Source organism: Levilactobacillus sp. FUA 3915, from assembly GCF_044053135.1.
In the GTDB taxonomy this organism is placed as follows: Bacteria; Bacillota; Bacilli; order Lactobacillales; family Lactobacillaceae; genus Levilactobacillus; species Levilactobacillus lanxiensis.
Map to the genome: position 1 here is coordinate 1,389,778 of NZ_CP168704.1, position 17,593 is coordinate 1,407,370.

Genomic DNA, 17,593 nt, shown 5'->3' on the forward strand with positions numbered 1-17,593 from the left:
ATTCTGTGATTGACGTTGGTAGCTAATCTGCATGGGGGTAACTTCTGTGCAGTGGGGGCAGTGTCATTTTAAATAGATGAACAGAAAATTCTTAAAAATTAGTCTAAAAAATATCGACCAGTCCAACCGGACCAGTCGATATTTTTTATTCGTCGCGATGTGCTTGGTAACTGGCAAATGCTGCGTAGCCGAGTGCGACTAGCAGGATGCTCCCCAAACCGTAAAATAAAATATTCCCCAATGCTACCATGACAGCATTCCTCTCTGTGTGACTTAACTTGTCATATCATAGCAAAACTTTATGGTAGGGTAAATAGTCTTAGGGGCAATGTAATATTACAATTTGTGAAACCGGGTTAACTCAGAGTTGTTATCCCAGGAAGGCACTGGGTTCGCCTATTTGACCAAATAAACGTGGTCCTGAACCAGGTCAATCTGGGTATAGTGACGGTTCAGGTCACGCGATTCCTTATTCTCTAACAAGTGGGCATGGTTCCAGAAGTCTTCGGACCCGGTGGCGCCGTGGGGTTCGCCCAGAACCACGAAGTCCACGTCCTTATCCGTGGCGCGAATCGCCTGCAACAGGTCCCAATCCAGTGGCAAGCCGTCTGGTGACCAGGACATGACAACCACGCCGACCTGGTCCTGGTATTTCTGCCAGGCATCCGTGGCGGACAGGGCCTCAATCGCAGTCAGGGGATGACGCCCAGTTTCATTTTCCGCGGTCCACGCCTGACTATCCGTGGCGTACACGGTCTTGTGCGCGTCACGCAGACCTTTTGAAATGTAGCCGTTACCCGCCATGACTTCCAGCACGGCCCGGTTACCGACAAACTTGGCCAGGTCACTCACGAACGGCGCCGGCGTGTAGGCCCACATGCCGTAGTGCGTTTCCAAATAATCCCGGAAGGAGCGCAAATCGTGGTCTAACTTTGGCAGCGCGTCGGATAGCGCGTTCCAAATCTTATCGCCGGTCGCGTCGCCAGCCGGGTAACGGGTATTGAGCTTTTGAAAAATCTGATCCTGACTGTCATCGGGCAGTTGAAGCAGGGGCATCTGTTGGGGCAGGTCGCCCGCCGCCAACATCTTGTCCGCTAAGAGCACGTTGCTGATTAAAATTTTAATGGACGGGTAGTCATTAAATTGGTGATAGTAGGCCGTCATGCGTTCAATGTAGCTGGTTTTCCGTTCGCTCAGTGGGGCGTGACGGACTTTTTTCTTGAGTTTTTGCAATTTCTTGGGATTCACTAGTGAGGTCCTTTCTGGTGCCTAACACCGATAGAAAAGGCCGGCTGATTAGCGTTCGCTGACCAACCGACCCGATAATTAATGGTCGTCTAAATGAAGATCCAATTCTTCTTGCTGGTTCGGTTCCGGCGTGGTGGCGCGGTTTTCACGGCCATGCAGGTAACCGTCGATCAACTGGTAAATTTCGTAGCGGTCACGGCCACTTAACAGTTCGCGGTTGAAGCTCAACTGCTTACCAGACAGGAAGAGGCGGCCGAGGTCGTACTCATCTCGTTCGGCTTTCCCCGTTAAGTAGTCCATGGTCACGTCAAAATACTCCGCAAGCTTCCGGACTTCCAGGAAGGAAGGGGTCCGAATACCCCGTTCCCAGTTGCCAATTTGTGACGCTGTGTTGGCATGCTCTTCCGGCTCGCCCGCTTGCGCATTGAGCGCCGTTGCCAGTTGTTCTAGTGTAATGTGTTGGCCTCTGCGCAAGGCCCGCAGTCGTTCTGAAAACATCCAACTCACCCGTTTCTTTCTAGTTTATGATAACTCTCATTATACCACTCTCTGTGGTTTTTAAGGGAAACTTGTCTGACTGGGTTAGGTCGTTGTTGGCCGCCTCCGGGCTGGTGAAAACTGGGTCTGGCCGCGTCCGTTCCCGGCGGCGAGCTCAAGACGCCCTGCTGTGGGGCCGGTTCCAGCCTGTGAAGCGGGCTTCCACCTCAACTTTGAGCCTGAAAAGCGGTCTCAAAGGTTGTCCCGTGGGCTAGGCTGAGAAAATACCTCAGCCAAGGCCACCGACACAGCCGGGCATCTTGGCTCGCCTCTGGTCACTTCCACGACCGGCCCAGTTTTCCCAGCCCTGCGGCTGACAGCGACGTACCCCCGTCCGACAGGTGTTATGCTGGTTTTTGTGAGTTGGCAGGTTAATTTGACTGGTGTTTGCGTTTCCGGCGGTGAGCTCAAGACGCCCTGCTGTGGGGCCGGTTCCAGCCGAAGGGCGGGCTTCCACCTCAACTTTGAGCCTGAAAAGCGGTCTCAAAGGTTGTCCCGTGGGCTAGGCTGAGAAAATACCTCAGCCAAGGCCACCGACACAGCCGGGCATCTTGGCTCGCCTCTGGTCACTCCTGCGACCGGCCCAGTTTTCCCAGCCCTGCGGCTGACAGCGACGCACCCTCGTCCGACAGGTGTTCTGCTGGTTTTGGTGAGCTGGCAGGTTGCTTCACTCTCATTTGTCGTGCGGGTGATAGTTTTTACCCACTAGATACTTGGCGGTTAATTTTTACTGTCAATAACTAGTTTAGTTCAAGCTCCTACTTCACCAATGGGTCCGTCAAACGCATGAACTCTGCGACGTCGCGCTTGATTAGCTTGACGCCGGCTTGCCAGAAGTCTGGTTGGGTCAGGTCGACACCCAAGTGCTTTTGGGCCAGTTCTTCGCTGGTCATGTTGGCCGTGTCCCGCAGTAGCGCGATGTAGTGGTTCTCGAAGTTGCCTTCCTGTTGGGCTTTGGCGTAGATGCCCAGGCTGAATAGGTAGCCGAAGACGTAAGGGAAGTTGTAGAAAGCTGGTTCGTCGATGTAGAAATGCAGCTTGCTGGCCCACAGGTGTGGCGAGTAGGTCGACAGGTCGTGACCGAAGGCTTCCTTTTGGGCGTTGAGCATCAGTTCGTTTAACTCGGCTGGCGTGACCAGTTTTTGTTGGCGTAACTGATAGAAGCGCGTTTCAAACAGGTAACGGGCACGGATGTTTAGGAACATCGCAACCGGGTTATCCATCTTGGCGTTCAACAGGGCAATCTTTTCGGCGTCGGTCTTGGCCGCCTTAACGTTGGCATCGGCGACAATCAGTTCGCCAAAGGTCGAGGCCGTTTCCGCCACGTTCATCGCGTAATCCTGGCGAAGCTGGGGCAGGTCGTCGATGACGCTGGAGTGAAAGGCGTGGCCCAGTTCATGAGCCAGGGTGGCCACGTCGTTCGGTGAGCCGGTGAAGGTCATGAAGATGCGGGACTCGTGGGTCTCTGGGGCACTTTCCATCCAGCCACCGGGCGCCTTACCAGCACGGTCTTCGGCCTCAATCCAGTTATTTTCAAACGCCCGTTGAGCCAGCGCTGCCATTTTCGGGGAGAACTCGCCGTAGTGTTTGATAATGAAGGCCGCCGCCTCGTCAAAGGTGAAGTGGTGTTCGGCACTGCCGGGCAGGTTGAGTGGCGCTTCCACGTCCTGCCAACCGGCGTGCTTCTTGCCTAACAAGGCCGCCTTACGGTCGAGGTAGTCCAGCAAAAATTGCTTGTTGTCGTCCACGACCTGCCACATGGTGTTCAGGGTCGCCGCGCTCATCCGGTTATCCTTTAACGGTTCGCGGAGAAAATCAGTGGTGCCATGAGCGGCGTATTCGGTCAACCGGAAGCCGGCCAAATGGTTCAGCGTGTCGGCAAAGAGTTGTTCCTTATCCGTCCAGGCCTGTTCCCAAGCTGGGAGGAGGGCCGCCCGGTAATCGGGGTCGGCGTTGCCCAGCAGATTGTTGTCGGCTTGACCGGCAGACAGGGTCGTCGGGTTACCATCGGCATCGTGAAACGGCACGTTAACGGTCGAGACCAGGGAGTCGTAATGACTGCTCCAAGCGGCCTTGCCGTCGAGGTTCAAGCGACTGATCAAGGCCTCAGTCTTGTCATCGAGTAGTTCCTTGCCGTCGTCGCGCATTTCTTTTAAGTTAAACGCGATGGGTTTCAGGTCGGGGGTGGCTAACATGGCCGTGAAATTGGCGTCGGGCACTTGAACCAACACCTTTTTCAACTTGCCACTAACGTTTTCCGCCTGGTTGGCTAGACCGCGGAGTTCGGCCTCCATGGGCGCCACGTCAGGGTTCGCGCTGTCCGCAGAACCGACCGCCGTGATGAACAGGCCGGCTTGGCCAATGGCTGCGCTAATTTCCTGTAGTTGCGTGATGAGTTTAACAAATTGTTGGTACTGGGGTGCATCGCTCGCGGCGTCCCAGCGGTCCAAGAGATCGCCCAACGACGCAATGGCCGTCTTGGTTTCGGTCAATTTCGTTTTCAACTGGGTGGAGTTGATACCGCCCGTAAACAGTGAGTCTAAATCCCAATTTAACGCATATTTCATGGCGAGGCCTCCCTATGTAAGTTGTGACCATTATAGCAAACTTCAAAACGATTGCGCTCACCGAAAGAACTTCGTATACTTACCAGAGGGAGAAATCTGGCAGCGGGCCGCGACTCACCAGTTACTGGCGGTCGGCTGGCAGGTGTTATTGCGGGGAAAGTTAACCGCAGTGCGTTGAGAATTGAGAAATTGGGAGGAAATGAACGTGAGTAAACGACTAAAGGGGTGGCTGATTGCCCTCGTGGTACTAGTAGTGCTGGTGTGTGGCGGTTTAGTCGGTGCCAGCCTGTACTTCTACAACATGACGGTGGCCAGCGGCAAGAAGGCGTTTGTGGCAACTAGCACCAAGCTGAAACGCACGGATCCGATGTACGACGCGAAAAAATGGTATCAAACGGTGCCCAAGCAACGGTGGACCGAAAAGGCTGCCGGCGCCAATTTAAACTTAGTGGCGGACTATGTGCCGGCCGCCAAGACCACCAAGAAGACGGTCGTGCTGGTTCACGGCTTCGGGTCTGATAAGGAAGCCATGGGTGGGTACGTTGCCATGTTCCATAAATTAGGGTATAACACGCTGATTCCCGACACCCGTGGGCAGGGTCAAAGCCAGGGGAAGGTCATCAGCTACGGGTATTACGAAAGCAAGGATTATTTGAAATGGGTCAACCAGGTCATCGCCAAGCAAGGCCAACAGTCCCAAGTCGTCCTGTTCGGGGTGTCCATGGGGGGCGCCACGACCATGATGACCAGTGGCTTGAAGACGCCGAGCCAGCTGAAGGCCTACATTGAAGATTGTGGGTACACGGATGCCCAGGCGGAGATCACGTATCAGGCTAAGCAGATGTACAACATTCCATACTGGCCGTTGGTGCCAATGACCAGCACCGTGGCGCGGCTCAAGGCCGGCTTCCATTTCAGGGACGCCAACGCCTTAGCTGCGGTCAAACGGAACCATAAACCGATGCTGTTTATTCACGGTGGTGCGGATACCTTTGTGCCAACGCGGATGGTCTACCAGGTTTACCGCGCGGATGCCGGGCCGAAGGAGTTGTTGGTGGTGCCGGGGGCCAAGCATGCGGCAGCGCTGTCGCACGCCCCCGCCCTTTACACCAAGACAGTCAAAGCCTACTTGGCAAAATACATTCACTAGGCCTGGTTATACTGGTCGTTGGTAGCGCCTCCGGGCTGGTGAAAACTGGGCCTGGTCGTGTCCGTTCCCGCCGGCGAGCTCAAGGAGCCCTGCTGTGGGGCCGGTTCCAGCCGAAGTGCGGGCTTCCACCTCAACTTTGAGCCGAAGTGCGGTCTCAAAGGTTGTCCCATGGGCTAGGCTGGGAGAATACCCCAGCCAAGGCCATCGACACAGCTGGGCACCTTGGCTCGCCTCTGGTCACTTCCACGACCGGCCCAGTTTTCCCAGCCCTGCGGCTGACGTTAGTGTAACCAGCAGTGAAAGTGGTTTGATGGAGGGATTGACTGTCGCCGGTGTGTTGGGGTGAAGTCCTGATATCAGTGGGTCTCAAAGGTTGTCCCATGGGCTAGGCTTGGAGAATACTCCAGCTCCAGCCAAGGCCATCGACACAGCGGTCGCCTTGGCTCGCCTCTGGTCACTGCCACGACTGGCCCGGTTTTCCCAGCCCTGCGGCTGACGTTAGTGTAACCAGCAGTGAAAGTGGTTTGATGGAGGGATTGACTGTCGCCGGTGTGTTGGGGTGAAGTCCTGATATCAGTGGGTCTCAAAGGTTGTCCCATGGGCTAGGCTGGGAGAATACTCCAGCTCCAGCCAAGGCCATCGACACAGCGGTCGCCTTGGCTCGCCTCTGGTCACTGCCACGACTGGCCCATTTTCACCAGCCCTGCGGCTAACGTTAGTGTCACCGGCAGTGAAAGTAGTTTACCGGTGGGCTGAATGTATTTGTTATGAATTAAAAGCTTGCGAGTGGACTGGGTTACCCGTACGTTGGGTACCCGGTCCACTTTTTATGTAGCTGAAAATAATGGGTCTAATCATCCCCGAACAACTGGCCAGGGCGTTATAATTGACGTTGTAAATGGATTCTTTACCCAATAACAACTTCACTCAAAGACGAGTGAAAGAAAAGAATAAGTCGCTTGCTAACGGGAAACAGCCTGTCAGCACCAAGCGATAGTGAAAATACGAGCACCACGGTGAGTGACCAGAGGCGGGTCAAAAATGCCCGGTTGTGTCGATGGTCTTGGCTAGGGTTCTTGCCTAGCCTAGTCCATGGGGCGACCTTTGAGACCGTCCCCCAGGCTCAAAGTCGAGGTGGAAGCCCGCCCCACAGGCTGGAACTGACCCCACAACAGGGCGGTTTGAACCCGCCGCCGGGAACGGACAGCCGATCACACGCCCCAAACTCATTTTCACTATCGTATCAGAGCTGACAAAAGGCGATTCCAAGCAAGCGGAAGGAGATGATTGGATGGAGCCGGAAATTTCGCACCAATATCGGCCCGTCACCGAAACCATCCTGACGCTGGGGGCGACCCTGGTCATGGGGATGATCGATGCGGACACCTTTCTGAATCATGGCGCCGTTTTCGTTAGCGCACAGACCGGGAACCTGGTTGTGTTTGTCGTGAAACTCGTCGAACATGGCTGGGGCGCCGCCTGGGTCAACGTGCCCGTTTGGATTGGGTACTTCCTGGGGTGTTTTGGCGCGCAGGGGCTAACGGAACACTTGGGCAAGGCCAACAAGCGCCAGCAGATGCGGTGGCTGATGCTACTGGACGTGGTGGCGTATATGTTACTGGCCAGCCTGCAGCACGTCATGCCAACGATGTGGCTGATTTTTCTACTGGGCATCATGGCCGGCTATGAGCTGACCGTCTTCCGCCAGGTCGGCGGTATCGGTATCAACAATGGCATCATGACGGGAAATACGAAGAATTTAGCCACCAACGCCTACCGTGCTTGGTTTGACGGCGACAAGGCTGCCCGTGCTAAGCAAAATAGATTGGCGTTAGTTCTGCTAACGTTTATTCTCGGCTGTGCCGTGGGCGCCCGTTTGGCCAACCTCACGCCACTGGGTGTGCTATGGATTGCCTCCGCTTTAAAATTAATTTTATTGGCGTGGCTCTTTGTTCCCGCCGCGATGGAGAAACCGGACGCATGATTGGTTTGGGTTGTGGCCGCAAATAGCGTATAATTAACGAGATAAGTGACCAACCCACCCGGCGCCTCGTCGGGACTGAAAACTAAGGAGCACGAATAAATTGTTAATCACAGGACTCGTTATCGGTTTCCTGCTGATTGGGCTGGTAGCCGGCTATCTGGTGCGCCAGCATAAACATCGTCAGGAACTTCTGGCGGTGCAGGAACAGGCCCGAGACATCATTGCTCAGGCCAACGCACAGACCCAGCAGCGTGTACAAAAGCTGCACGAAAAGAGTCGGCGCGAGACCTTAGCCTATCAGCAGTCTGTTAAAGATGAATTAACCGAACAAAAAAGTGACATTGCCGTTAGAGAACAGCGTCGTCAGCAGCGTGAACAACTGTTAGGCCAAATGGCCGTGCGGTTGGATGATCAAACCGCGATGCTCGACGAACGCAGCCAAGCCAACCGTGACCAGCGTCAAGCCATTCATGGATTGAAAGACCAAGCCACGGAATTAAGCACCAAGCGAGACGACACGTTGGCAGAACGGGCGGGGATGGATGAAAAGGCCGCACAAGACCACGTCATCCAACACACCGAAGAAGAATTGACCCGCGACCGCGACGTGGAGGTCAAGGCGTTGAACGATAACGCCGTGGCCAACGCCGAGAAATGGGCCAAGGACGTCGTGTTATCCGCCACCGAAAGTGGGCCACAAGACCTGCCGAAGGAACACATGGAACACACGGTGACCGTGCCCAACGGCGAGATTCGCAGTAAGATCATCGGCCGCGATGGCCAGCATATCCGCTTGCTGGAAACGCTGACTGGGACGGACCTGATTTTTGTGCCGGATGACAACACCACGTTGTTCATCAGCACGCATGACCCGATTCGCCGGGAAGTGGCCCGGGTGGCGCTCACCAACTTGGTGGCCAGTCGGCGAATTTCTGCCAACCAGATTGAAACCCAGGTGGAAAACGCCCAGCGTGACGTCAACCACAGCCTGTGGGAGGCCGGGGAACAGACCGTCAGCCTGCTACACGTGGGTTGGATGCACCCCGATTTGATGAAACTGATCGGTCGGCTCAAGTACCGGACCAGCTACGGTCAAAATGTCCTCTTACACTCGATCGAAGTGGCCCAGTTGACTGGCGCCATGGCCGCGCGGCTGGGATACAATACCCGTTTAGCACGGCGGGCCGGCCTGCTCCATGACTTGGGAAAGGCCATCGACCACGAAGTCGAAGGCACCCACGTGGAAATCGGGACGGAGTTTGCCCAGAAATATGGTGAAGAAGACGTGGTCATCAACGCGATTGCTGCGCACCATGGTGACGTCGAGAAGACCTCACCACTGTCCGACCTGGTTGCCGCAGCCGACGCCGTTTCCGGTGCCCGGCCTGGTGCCCGGAGTGAATCCGTTGAAGACTACATCAACCGTCTGCGGGCGTTGGAGAAGATTGCCAACGACCAAGAAGGTGTGGCCGAAAGCTATGCCATCCAAGCTGGTCGTGAGTTGCGGATCATTGTGAAGCCCAAGGAATTGGACGACACGGCCGCAGCCAACCTGACCCAAGAAGTGGCCAAGCAGATTGAGGCGACGTTGACTTACCCAGGTAAGATCAAGGTCACCACGATTCGCAAGTCCACGGCGGTCGAGTACGTCGGTGACGAAAAGAAAAAAGCCAAAAAGAAGAAAAAGAAAAAGGCCGCTAGCGCTAGTTAGTTGCCAAAGAAAAAGGGTTATCCGTAGCCAGCCACAATTGTGGTGGCGTACGGATAACCCTTTTTGTATGTAGCGTGTTTTTGAAATGTCTATTTGTCTAGTCAGAATGGACGCAATCCTCACCAACAGCAACGCACAGCGGGGTAAGCCAGTGTCAGCCGTGAAGGCGGCGCAAATGAGCTCAGCCGTGGGAGTTGCCTTAGCAGTTTACCGCATAGGCAACTGATAGCTTTGAGACGCGTTTCTTGCGGCTCAAAGTAAGCGCGGAGACCGTCCTTTGGCTCCGAGCGTTCGCCCACAGCGTACCGGCTCATTTGCACCGCCCGGTAAGGCGAATACAAGGCGCTACCCCCGAGGTTCGTTGATGATGGTGAAGTTGGCGTTGGCCGTGGCGTCGATGGTGGGGTGTTCTTGCAGATAATCCGCAATGATTTCACTCATCGCACCCTGACTCTCAGCAATGATCTTGTCGGCGCCAAACATGGCGTAGTGGCCCCCACCGACTGCGCGGTATTGGTTGAGCACGATGCGCAGGGGTTGGTCCGGCGTCACGGGTTTCCCGTGGTAGGTCAGCTGTTCCACACGTTGACCAGCGGGGTTTGCCACGTTCAACGTGTAATCGATGCCTTCGTACATATCGTAATTATATTGCCGGTGTTTCGGGTGGATAAAGGCCGGGTTCACAATGATTTGACCGTCCTTCACACTAAAGTAGCGCGCACTGACCTCTAAGGCCGCCCGCAAGTCTGCTCCGGTAATTTTCAGGAGGGACAGGCCGTTGGGGTACACGTAATTGGTCATGATATTGCGCATGGTGATGGGGTTTTCAAAGCCACGGGCCTCGTTGTTAAAGAGGGCAGTAGCGGAAATATCCGCGCCCATCGTTGCCATTTGAACTTTTTGAATAAATTCAATGTAGGGGGTCTCGTGAATCCGCGCGTCAAACGGGTCGTCAAAGGTCATATCGCCCTTGATGTGGCCGAGCGGTTGGTCCAACCAGTGGCCGACGGCATCGTTTAAGCCATTCGCAGCGGTCAGGACTTTTTTGTCGAGCGGCGCTTCCTGAGCGGAGACCAATTCAGAGTGGTGCTGGGTCACCGTGACCTTGCCCGTAGCGTCGCGGTCGAGGTCCAGGGTGATCTTACCCACGGCTTGGCCCCGAAAACCGGGTTGGGTCGTGGGAATATCAAAGACGTCGGTGGCGAGCTGGCGATGTTGATGGCCGGTGACCAAAGCATCGATGCCCGGAATGGCCTCTAAGATGTGGTAGGCTTCGTTTTCACCGACATGAATGTCATTGGGCTGGCCAGTGGTTAAATCGCGCTCAAAGCCACCGTGGTAGCACACAACGACCACGTCAGCCTGTTCCCGGATAATGGGCACGTATTTCTTGGCGGCGATGAAGGCCGACTCGAACTGCAGACCACTGATATTGGTGGCCTTTTCCCATTTGTACACGGCCTGAGTGGTTAAACCCAGCACGCCAATTTTAATACCGTCTTTTTCAATAATTTTGTAGGGCTGACCGTATTCGGGGTCGCCATTTTTATCCAAAATGTTGGCGCAGAGAATCGTGCGTTTGGCATCCCGAATGGCGGCCTGTAGGTAAGCCTGGCCATAATTAAATTCATGATTGCCGAGAATTCCGCAGTCATAATCAATCTGGTTATAAATGTTGAGCAGGGGCTGCGGGTCGCGGTCGGGTTGGACGCGCGCCACGTAGTAGGCCAACGGGGATCCCTCAAGGAAATCGCCATTTTCAATGGTTACAACGGGTCCCTGTTCCTTGGCAGCGGCTTGCTCGCGGGCGATGACCGTGGCCGCGCGGGCCAGGCCAAACCCCTGGTGGCTCCCCTTTTTCACGTAGTTCGTGGGGAAGACGTACCCGTGGGTATCACTTGTCGATAAAATTGTCAGCTTCATTAATTGTCACCCTCCAATAGGAAGTCTGGCTGGCCACGGGTCACGTAGACCAGTTGCTGGCAGACCGTTCGCGAAAAGACGCCGAAATCTTTAACGTGTTAAAGAAATTATAAGCTAGTTTGGGTTGCGTGTAAATTTTAGCTGGCCAAAATCGTAAATTTTTCCAATTTTCTCCCGCCGAAACGATTTGCAGGGGGCTGAATTTGCTTTTTGACACTCGCCTCCGGGATGGTGAAAATGGGCCTGGTCGTATCCGTTCCCGGCGGTGGATTCAAAGTGCCCTGCTGTGGGGTCGGTTCCAGCCTGAGAAGCGGGCTTCCACCTCAACTTTGAGCCAAAGTGCGGTCTCAAAGGTTGTCCCATGGTCTAAGCTGAGTGAAAAACCTCAGCTTAGACCATCGACACAGCTGGTCACTTTGATCCACCTCTGGTCACTCCCACGACCAGGCCCAGTTTTCCCATCCCTGTGGCTGAGACTGGTTTGGGGCCCGCCCCCTGAAAATCATTTCGTGGTGTTTGTCTGTATTCTGAGACTGCCAACTGGGGAGGGGTAGCCGGTTAAATAAGACGACGCGCTGTCACTTGAATTGGGTCCAGAGCAGTTTTCGGGTAACAAAAAACGGCGGCCAGACCTTAATCGTCTGCGTCGTCGCTTTGAGAATAACGTATCTTACGTTTGGAGTGGGCTGGTTGCAGTAGCAGTGCCGCCCTTTTTTTACTTGGAGGAGTAAAATTGGTAACTTATTCGTTTGTTTAGTCGTAAGTTATGCAATTACTATACCAACAATTTGTGAAGAAAATGTGACGGAAATATTACAAAGAGGCCGGAGCCACCGAAATCAGCGTGAAAACAAACGTCAAAGCCTATGATACCGGGCTAGACCAGTAGAAATTAAGAAACGGCAAAACGAAAGCAAAGCCCGTCACTTTCCCATTTCAATTTCACAAGCGATGGCAATACCAATGTATATTGAACGGCATCGAGAAATTAAATCACTGATTCAGGAATATTCTTAGACAAATTTGCAGTAGCAGAGGACAAATGGAGATTCCGGTTATTGCAAAGAGCAATTGATCAGTGCAGAACGAACTGCGGTCCAAACCGGTGTAAGCCGCAGGCGGATGCAAATGGGCTAGCGCGGTCAGTGTCAGTGACCAGAGGCGGATCAAAGTGCCCAGCTGTGTCGGTGGTCTTGGCTGGCGGTTGAAATTCAGACGTCCGTAAAAATTTAGGTGGATAGTGCGGGGCGAACGGCGGTCCAAACCGGTGTAAGCCGCAGGGCGGGTGTAAATGGGTTAAGCCGTGGGAGTTGCCTTAGCGGTTTACCGCTTAGGCAACTGCTATCTTTGAGACTCGGTTTATGAGGCTCAAAGTAAGTCTGGAGACCGCTCTTCGGCTCCGGACGTGCGCCCACAGCGTCACGGCCCATTTGCACCCGCCCGGAGGCGATGGTAACACACAAAGATTTTAGTCTGCAGCTGAGCTTTCTTGCATGTAGAGCATCTGGTCCGTCGACACCTGCTGGTACATCTCTTCAGCCAGCGCAGGCGAAACTTCCTTAGCACTCCGACGTTGCCGAATATAAGTGTATTCATACTGGAAGGCCTGGATGAACAATTCGTTTTGCTGGTCGGAGATTTCCTTGGAAGCAAAGCGCCGGTGCCGGGCATTGTAGTAGTTCCGCACGGCGTTGACTTCCGTTTGGTTGTCGACGCTGGAAATGTCCGTCAGGTAAGCGATGACGTCGTTGTACACGTCCTGTTCAATCTTGAGGTAGTTTTCTCGCCGGCGTTCATCGGCCGCGGGATCACGGCGGCGACGGAAGCGGCGTGGTTGGCGTTCTTGCTTGATGCGTTCGGCGCGTAACCGTTCTTGTTCCGCCGTTTGCGGATGTTGTTTCAACCACTTTTCCTGTTGCGCAATTCGCTGTTCACGGTGCTGTCGCCGGCTAAAGGCATGGGTCAGACGGTGCCAGACGAAGCGAATCCACAGCGTGGAATTGACGAAGGGATTGTTGTGACTCATTTGTGATTTCATCAGGAGAATCCGCACGTAACGGTTGGCAAATCCTTGGGAAATGGTGCCATTATCGGCGAGTCCTTGGACAGTATGAACTTCAATCTGAGTTGCGTGATTGAGAATTTCACTCATTTTCTGTCGGTCGGGACGTTCCGTGGTTGCCTGGCTGTTTAGCGTTTCAATCACGGCCTGTGTGGCACTAGGGGTATCCGGATTTTCTTGCGCTAAGCGTTCCGTCGCATAGGCTACCAAGGCTTTGCGTTCGCGTAGGGCCTCGGCTGGGTCGACGGCCACTTTCTTACTTGGTAGCAGCATTGGCATGATAAAGGTGGGCACGAGTAAACTTAAAATAATGACGACGGCCGCGATGAAAATCATGGAATTTCGGAACGGGAAGGCGTGACCGTTTAACGTGAGTGGTAGCGAGAAGGCCATGGCTAACGTAATGGTTCCGTGCACACCGGAGAGGGCACCAATGAGGGCGTTGTGCCGGCGGTCCTTATTTTCCGAACGAATCAGGGCCCAGTCGAAGCGAATCCACAGGTAACGCATTGCCAGCATCACCGCGTAGAGGATGACGGCCAGGAGCACGTAGGTGGGAATGGATTTGGTGCTGTCTCGTTGAATATTTACCCAGACGGTTGGCAGCGAAACGCCCAGCAGGACGAAGACGAAGCCGTTTAAAATGCTGGTGAGAATGTGCCAGGTAGAACGCGAAACCAGTTGGAGTTGGGTACTGGATAGGCGCAGTTGGTCGGTCGATATACTGAACATCAAGCCGGCAGCGACGACCGCTAAGATACCGGATAAGCCAATGTGTTCAGCGGCTAAATAGATAACGAAGGGGACTAAAATGTCATAAGGAACGATGACACTGGAGGAGTCCATCCCGCCACGGACCAGGTAGACCCGCAGCCAGACGGCAATCACCCCGAGAATCAAGCCAATCAGGAGTCCGCCGAAGAAGACGATGAGAAAGTGTTTGATCCCGCCGCCCAGGGAGAATTTCCCAGTGGTAAAGGCGGTCAGGGCCAGGCTGAAGGCAACCAAGCCGGAAGCGTCGTTGAACAGCGATTCCCGTTCCAGCATGCCCATGACTCGCTCGGGCACGGCCATATTGGCGGTGATGGAACCCACAGCGACGGCATCCGTTGGCGTCACGATAGCAGCCAGGGCGAAGGCCAACGCTAATGGCAGGGTACTGAGGACAGCGTGACTGAGGTAGCCTAGGAGGACGACGGTCAGGATGGCCAGTACCACGGCCATGGACATCACTGAGCCCATATTTTTCCGGAGCTCACCGGCGTTGGCATTGCGGCCGTCGTAGAACATTAACGGCGCAATGATCAGGAGCATGAAGACTTCAGGCTCGAGGATAAAATGATGATACAGGGGCACTAACGAGAGTAAGCCCCCCACAAAGATTTGGTAGAACGCCTGCGGAATGGCCGGAAAATAAGGGTAGATCGTATTGGCCACAATCGTCGCAAGGACTAGAAGCAGGACGGCATAGAAAATTTCCAAGTGAATCCCTCCAAATGAATAGAATCGTTGGTTCTTATTTTACGCCACTCGGTCCGGAAATAATGGAATAATTGTCTGCGAGTTTGGAAAAACTAATGTATAACCAATTTCCAGCGAATGGCTAGGCGGTCTAAAGCGATTAAATTGTGCGATATGAATAATAATGCTGATAAAATGAATATACATACAATTAGGCGAAAAAGAGACGCCCGGTAAGTATGTTCGTAAAAGTCCGTAACCTATCGGTGGATAATTGGTTGACTTGCAAAACTTTGTGCCCCCGTTACAGGCCGATATTTCGGGAATTAGCCCAGTTTATCACAAAGTAACGGGGGTGAACGGAAATGGTTGGGAATCCCAACCAACCCACTAAAAAATGTCGTCCCTTATTTAGAAAGTTTCCAAAAAAGGTTGATTATTCATTCAATTGTGGTAACATATAAGTTGGTTCTACTAGATAGTTCGATAAATTGTTTAGGTGAACTTTGTTATGTTGTCTGTTATCGTTACTCAATCCAACGATAAGGAAGTGCTGAATATGATTAATTTGTACATTGCACCAAGTAGCGCATCCAGTCGGAAAGCACGCGCTTGGCTGAAGGGACACGATATTGCTTTCAGTGAACGTAATATCAAGTCTAAGCCATTGAATGCTGCCGAAGTTAAACAGATTCTACGTTTAACTGAAAACGGAAGTGAAGACATTATCTCCACGCGATCCAACGTGTTTAAGGAACTGCACGTTGATTTGGACAGTTTATCAGTTAGCCAATTAGTTGATCTCGTTGTGAAGTACCCCGACTTGATCAAGCGCCCCATCATCTTTGATGACAAGCGGCTTGAAGTGGGTTACAACGAAGAAGAGATTCGGCGGTTCTTGCCACGGGATGTTCGGACCGCAGAACTCCATCACTTGGAATCACAATTAAGCTCATAGAATGGATCGATCAGTTCTCGGGGGAGTGCTGGTCGGTTTTTTATTGAAATGATTATAAACCACGTTCCGTTGGTCGAGCCTCAAGGTCGGCGAAAAAAATGTGGGACGAAAAGAAAAGCTGACTCGGAAATCCTTACGATTTCTTGGTCAGCTTTTTTGTCGTTGAAATTAGTGACTCGCTTTTAAATAGCTTTGGGCCATATGTGCGTATCCCAGTTGTTCCAAGGTTTCCACGATGGTAGCGGTAATGGTTCCGGTGGCTACCACGTTAAAACCAGCCAATTGGGCGACGATTAAGCTCTCTACCCGGTGCACAACGGTTGGGTCGTTGGTCAGGCTAGTGAGGGCTGTATGGATCTTTTTGGAATTGAACGGAGCGTGTTTACCGTCTGGGGTTTCCACGGTAAGACCGCTTGGGTCCATCGTCGTTTGTGATCTTCTGATAACGTCCATCGTCTCTTGCCCTCCTAGGTTTGCTGGCACTTCAGGTCGTCGGCTATCACCAACTTGAAAAATGCCCGTACACCCATCTTACGATGAATCCACCAAAAAAACAACTAGATATGGGGGTAAAAATTAGCTTAATTCTACATATGGTATCAAAACCACAGAGCGTGGTTAACCGTTTTTTCTGTTAGATACCTTTAAGGGTTTCCTGGGCGTGAATCGCTTGGGCCAGGATGGCGTTCGTCGGTGCCGGCACGTTGAGTTGGGCGCCTAATTTAGCGACGTAGCCGTTGAGAAAGTCAATTTCAGTTGGCCGCCGATTGGCCATGTCCTGATGCATGGAGGGGTAGTGCCCGCCGTTGGTTTCCGGTGAAAATTGGGCGGCAATCAGGTCCGTCACGTCCGCGGCATTGAACTGAATTTTAGCCGCGTCGGCCACCGCTTGAAATTCGTTGAGCACGGCATCGTTTAACGTCCGCCAGTTTGGCAGCGCACCAAACTCGCCAATATTGCAGTCGAACAGGGTGCAGTAGGTGTTGAGCACGCTGTTCAGACCGGCCTTTTTCCAGATGGCGGCCATGACGTTGGCGGCTTCACTGGCATGCAGGCCAGCACCGTTCAACGTGGCCAGGACGGCTGGCAAATTTGGAAAGGCGTCCGGCACGACGGCCTGCAGAGAAATGCTCCCGGTCCCCGTCACCTTGATGTGGCCGGGACCCGTCATGCCAGAGGACCAAACCGTTGTGCCGACCACGATTTGGGCCTTGGGCACGTGCCGTTCAATGGTTTCGACGTTGCCGATCCCGTTAGCTAGCGTCAAAACGGCCGGCTGATTGCTGAGAACATCGCCGAGATCTTGCAGCATCTGGTCCATCTGCATGGCCTTGGTAAACAGAATCACGAGGTCAAAGTGGTCAGTTACGTCCTGTGGTGCCATGGCCGTCATGGGATAGATGTGATCAGTCCCGTCATCGGTGGTCACAATCAGCCCGTCGCGGTTAATCGCCGCCACGTGGTCGGCCCAGTTATCAATCAGGGTCACTTGGTTACCGGCGGCCTGTAGCTTCACGCCAAACCGACTGCCCATTGCCCCAGCACCCGCAATCGCAATTTTCATGGAAAACACGCTCCTTGGTTATCAGTAAATTTATGTTGGAACCACTGACAATTAAGTTAACCAATCAATGTGGCACCAACATATAATGGATAACTTTAGTTTAGCAGTTTTCCGAGGTTTTGTGGTGTGAAGGAGATGCTGGGGAAGAAAGAGGGGACGACGTGTGGAGAGCTGGCGACTTTGAGGAGAAGGGAATTTAGAGATGCTAATTTCAGCGGCTGAAGGGAAAATTAAACCAAAGTACCAGTGACTAAGTGTAGAGTTCAAAAAGGGCGGTTCAAAAAGGGCTAGCAATTCAAGTTATCGTTGCGGGTCAAACCAGTGTAAGCTGCGGGGATGGTGAAAATGGGCTAGCGTGGCCAGTGTGAGTGACCAGAGGCGGATCAAAGTGACCAGCTGTGTCGGTGGTCTTGGCTGGCGTTTTGTGC

General features: G+C 53.4%; 11 protein-coding genes. 4 read left to right on the top strand and 7 right to left on the bottom strand.

The annotated features are described in order from the left end of the window. Window positions 1–396: 396 nt before the first annotated feature. The 3 genes from ACEPST_RS06610 to ACEPST_RS06620 form a co-directional block, all read right to left on the bottom strand. A complete protein-coding gene (locus tag ACEPST_RS06610) occupies window positions 397–1,248 on the bottom strand; it encodes an SAM-dependent methyltransferase (protein WP_204121673.1) in 852 nt (283 codons plus the stop codon). 78 nt (window positions 1,249–1,326) lie between these two features. Continuing rightward, window positions 1,327–1,746 (bottom strand): helix-turn-helix domain-containing protein, encoded by a 420-nt coding sequence (locus ACEPST_RS06615; protein ID WP_125765220.1) that lies wholly within the window; start codon window positions 1,744–1,746, stop codon window positions 1,327–1,329. Between the two features lie 797 nt (window positions 1,747–2,543). Beyond that, entirely contained in the window at window positions 2,544–4,352 is a 1,809-nt protein-coding gene (locus ACEPST_RS06620; protein WP_204121674.1) for a M3 family oligoendopeptidase, read from the bottom strand. 199 nt (window positions 4,353–4,551) lie between these two features. Here ACEPST_RS06620 and ACEPST_RS06625 point away from each other — a divergent pair, with 199 nt between their 5' ends. The 3 genes from ACEPST_RS06625 (at window position 4,552) to rny (ending at window position 9,197) form a co-directional block, all read left to right on the top strand. Next, on the top strand, window positions 4,552–5,502 hold the full coding sequence (locus ACEPST_RS06625; RefSeq protein ID WP_204121675.1) for an alpha/beta hydrolase: 951 nt from the start codon (window positions 4,552–4,554) through the stop codon (window positions 5,500–5,502). A gap of 1,291 nt (window positions 5,503–6,793) precedes the next feature. Further along, a complete protein-coding gene (locus ACEPST_RS06630) occupies window positions 6,794–7,486 on the top strand; it encodes a YoaK family protein (protein ID WP_204121676.1) in 693 nt (230 codons plus the stop codon). A 100-nt stretch (window positions 7,487–7,586) separates the two neighbouring features. Next, window positions 7,587–9,197 carry a ribonuclease Y gene (rny, locus tag ACEPST_RS06635; protein WP_204121677.1) on the top strand — a complete coding sequence of 537 codons (1,611 nt, stop codon included), beginning with the start codon at window positions 7,587–7,589 and terminating at the stop codon, window positions 9,195–9,197. A gap of 345 nt (window positions 9,198–9,542) precedes the next feature. On the opposite strand, the gene ACEPST_RS06640 is transcribed toward rny, so the two are convergent. Continuing rightward, window positions 9,543–11,120, bottom strand: a complete 1,578-nt coding sequence (locus tag ACEPST_RS06640) for a bifunctional metallophosphatase/5'-nucleotidase (RefSeq protein ID WP_204121678.1) — start codon at window positions 11,118–11,120, stop codon at window positions 9,543–9,545. A 1,468-nt stretch (window positions 11,121–12,588) separates the two neighbouring features. Beyond that, window positions 12,589–14,664 (bottom strand): cation:proton antiporter, encoded by a 2,076-nt coding sequence (locus tag ACEPST_RS06645; protein WP_395390582.1) that lies wholly within the window; start codon window positions 14,662–14,664, stop codon window positions 12,589–12,591. Window positions 14,665–15,202: 538 nt separating this feature from the next. Between ACEPST_RS06645 and spx the strand changes: the two genes are divergently transcribed. Further along, window positions 15,203–15,601 carry a transcriptional regulator Spx gene (gene spx, locus ACEPST_RS06650; RefSeq protein WP_125765213.1) on the top strand — a complete coding sequence of 133 codons (399 nt, stop codon included), beginning with the start codon at window positions 15,203–15,205 and terminating at the stop codon, window positions 15,599–15,601. Window positions 15,602–15,769: 168 nt separating this feature from the next. Here the strand turns inward: spx and ACEPST_RS06655 are convergent, their stop codons facing one another. Both ACEPST_RS06655 and ACEPST_RS06660 read right to left on the bottom strand, forming a co-directional pair. After that, window positions 15,770–16,054 (bottom strand): ATP cone domain-containing protein, encoded by a 285-nt coding sequence (locus tag ACEPST_RS06655; RefSeq protein WP_204121680.1) that lies wholly within the window; start codon window positions 16,052–16,054, stop codon window positions 15,770–15,772. A 181-nt stretch (window positions 16,055–16,235) separates the two neighbouring features. Then, complete coding sequence (locus ACEPST_RS06660) at window positions 16,236–17,165, bottom strand: ketopantoate reductase family protein (protein WP_204121681.1); 930 nt, start codon at window positions 17,163–17,165, stop codon at window positions 16,236–16,238. Window positions 17,166–17,593: the final 428 nt, after the last annotated feature.

What these genes read in the sequence shown, in the direction of transcription:
- ACEPST_RS06640 (WP_204121678.1), bottom strand. Translation starts at nt 11,120, where the DNA reads ATGAAGCTGACAATTTTATCGACAAGTGATACCCACGGGTACGTCTTC.
- ACEPST_RS06625 (WP_204121675.1), top strand. Translation starts at nt 4,552, where the DNA reads ATGAACGTGAGTAAACGACTAAAGGGGTGGCTGATTGCCCTCGTGGTA.
- ACEPST_RS06655 (WP_204121680.1), bottom strand. Translation starts at nt 16,054, where the DNA reads ATGGACGTTATCAGAAGATCACAAACGACGATGGACCCAAGCGGTCTT.
- ACEPST_RS06615 (WP_125765220.1), bottom strand. Translation starts at nt 1,746, where the DNA reads ATGTTTTCAGAACGACTGCGGGCCTTGCGCAGAGGCCAACACATTACA.
- ACEPST_RS06620 (WP_204121674.1), bottom strand. Translation starts at nt 4,352, where the DNA reads ATGAAATATGCGTTAAATTGGGATTTAGACTCACTGTTTACGGGCGGT.
- ACEPST_RS06630 (WP_204121676.1), top strand. Translation starts at nt 6,794, where the DNA reads ATGGAGCCGGAAATTTCGCACCAATATCGGCCCGTCACCGAAACCATC.
- spx (WP_125765213.1), top strand. Translation starts at nt 15,203, where the DNA reads ATGATTAATTTGTACATTGCACCAAGTAGCGCATCCAGTCGGAAAGCA.
- ACEPST_RS06660 (WP_204121681.1), bottom strand. Translation starts at nt 17,165, where the DNA reads ATGAAAATTGCGATTGCGGGTGCTGGGGCAATGGGCAGTCGGTTTGGC.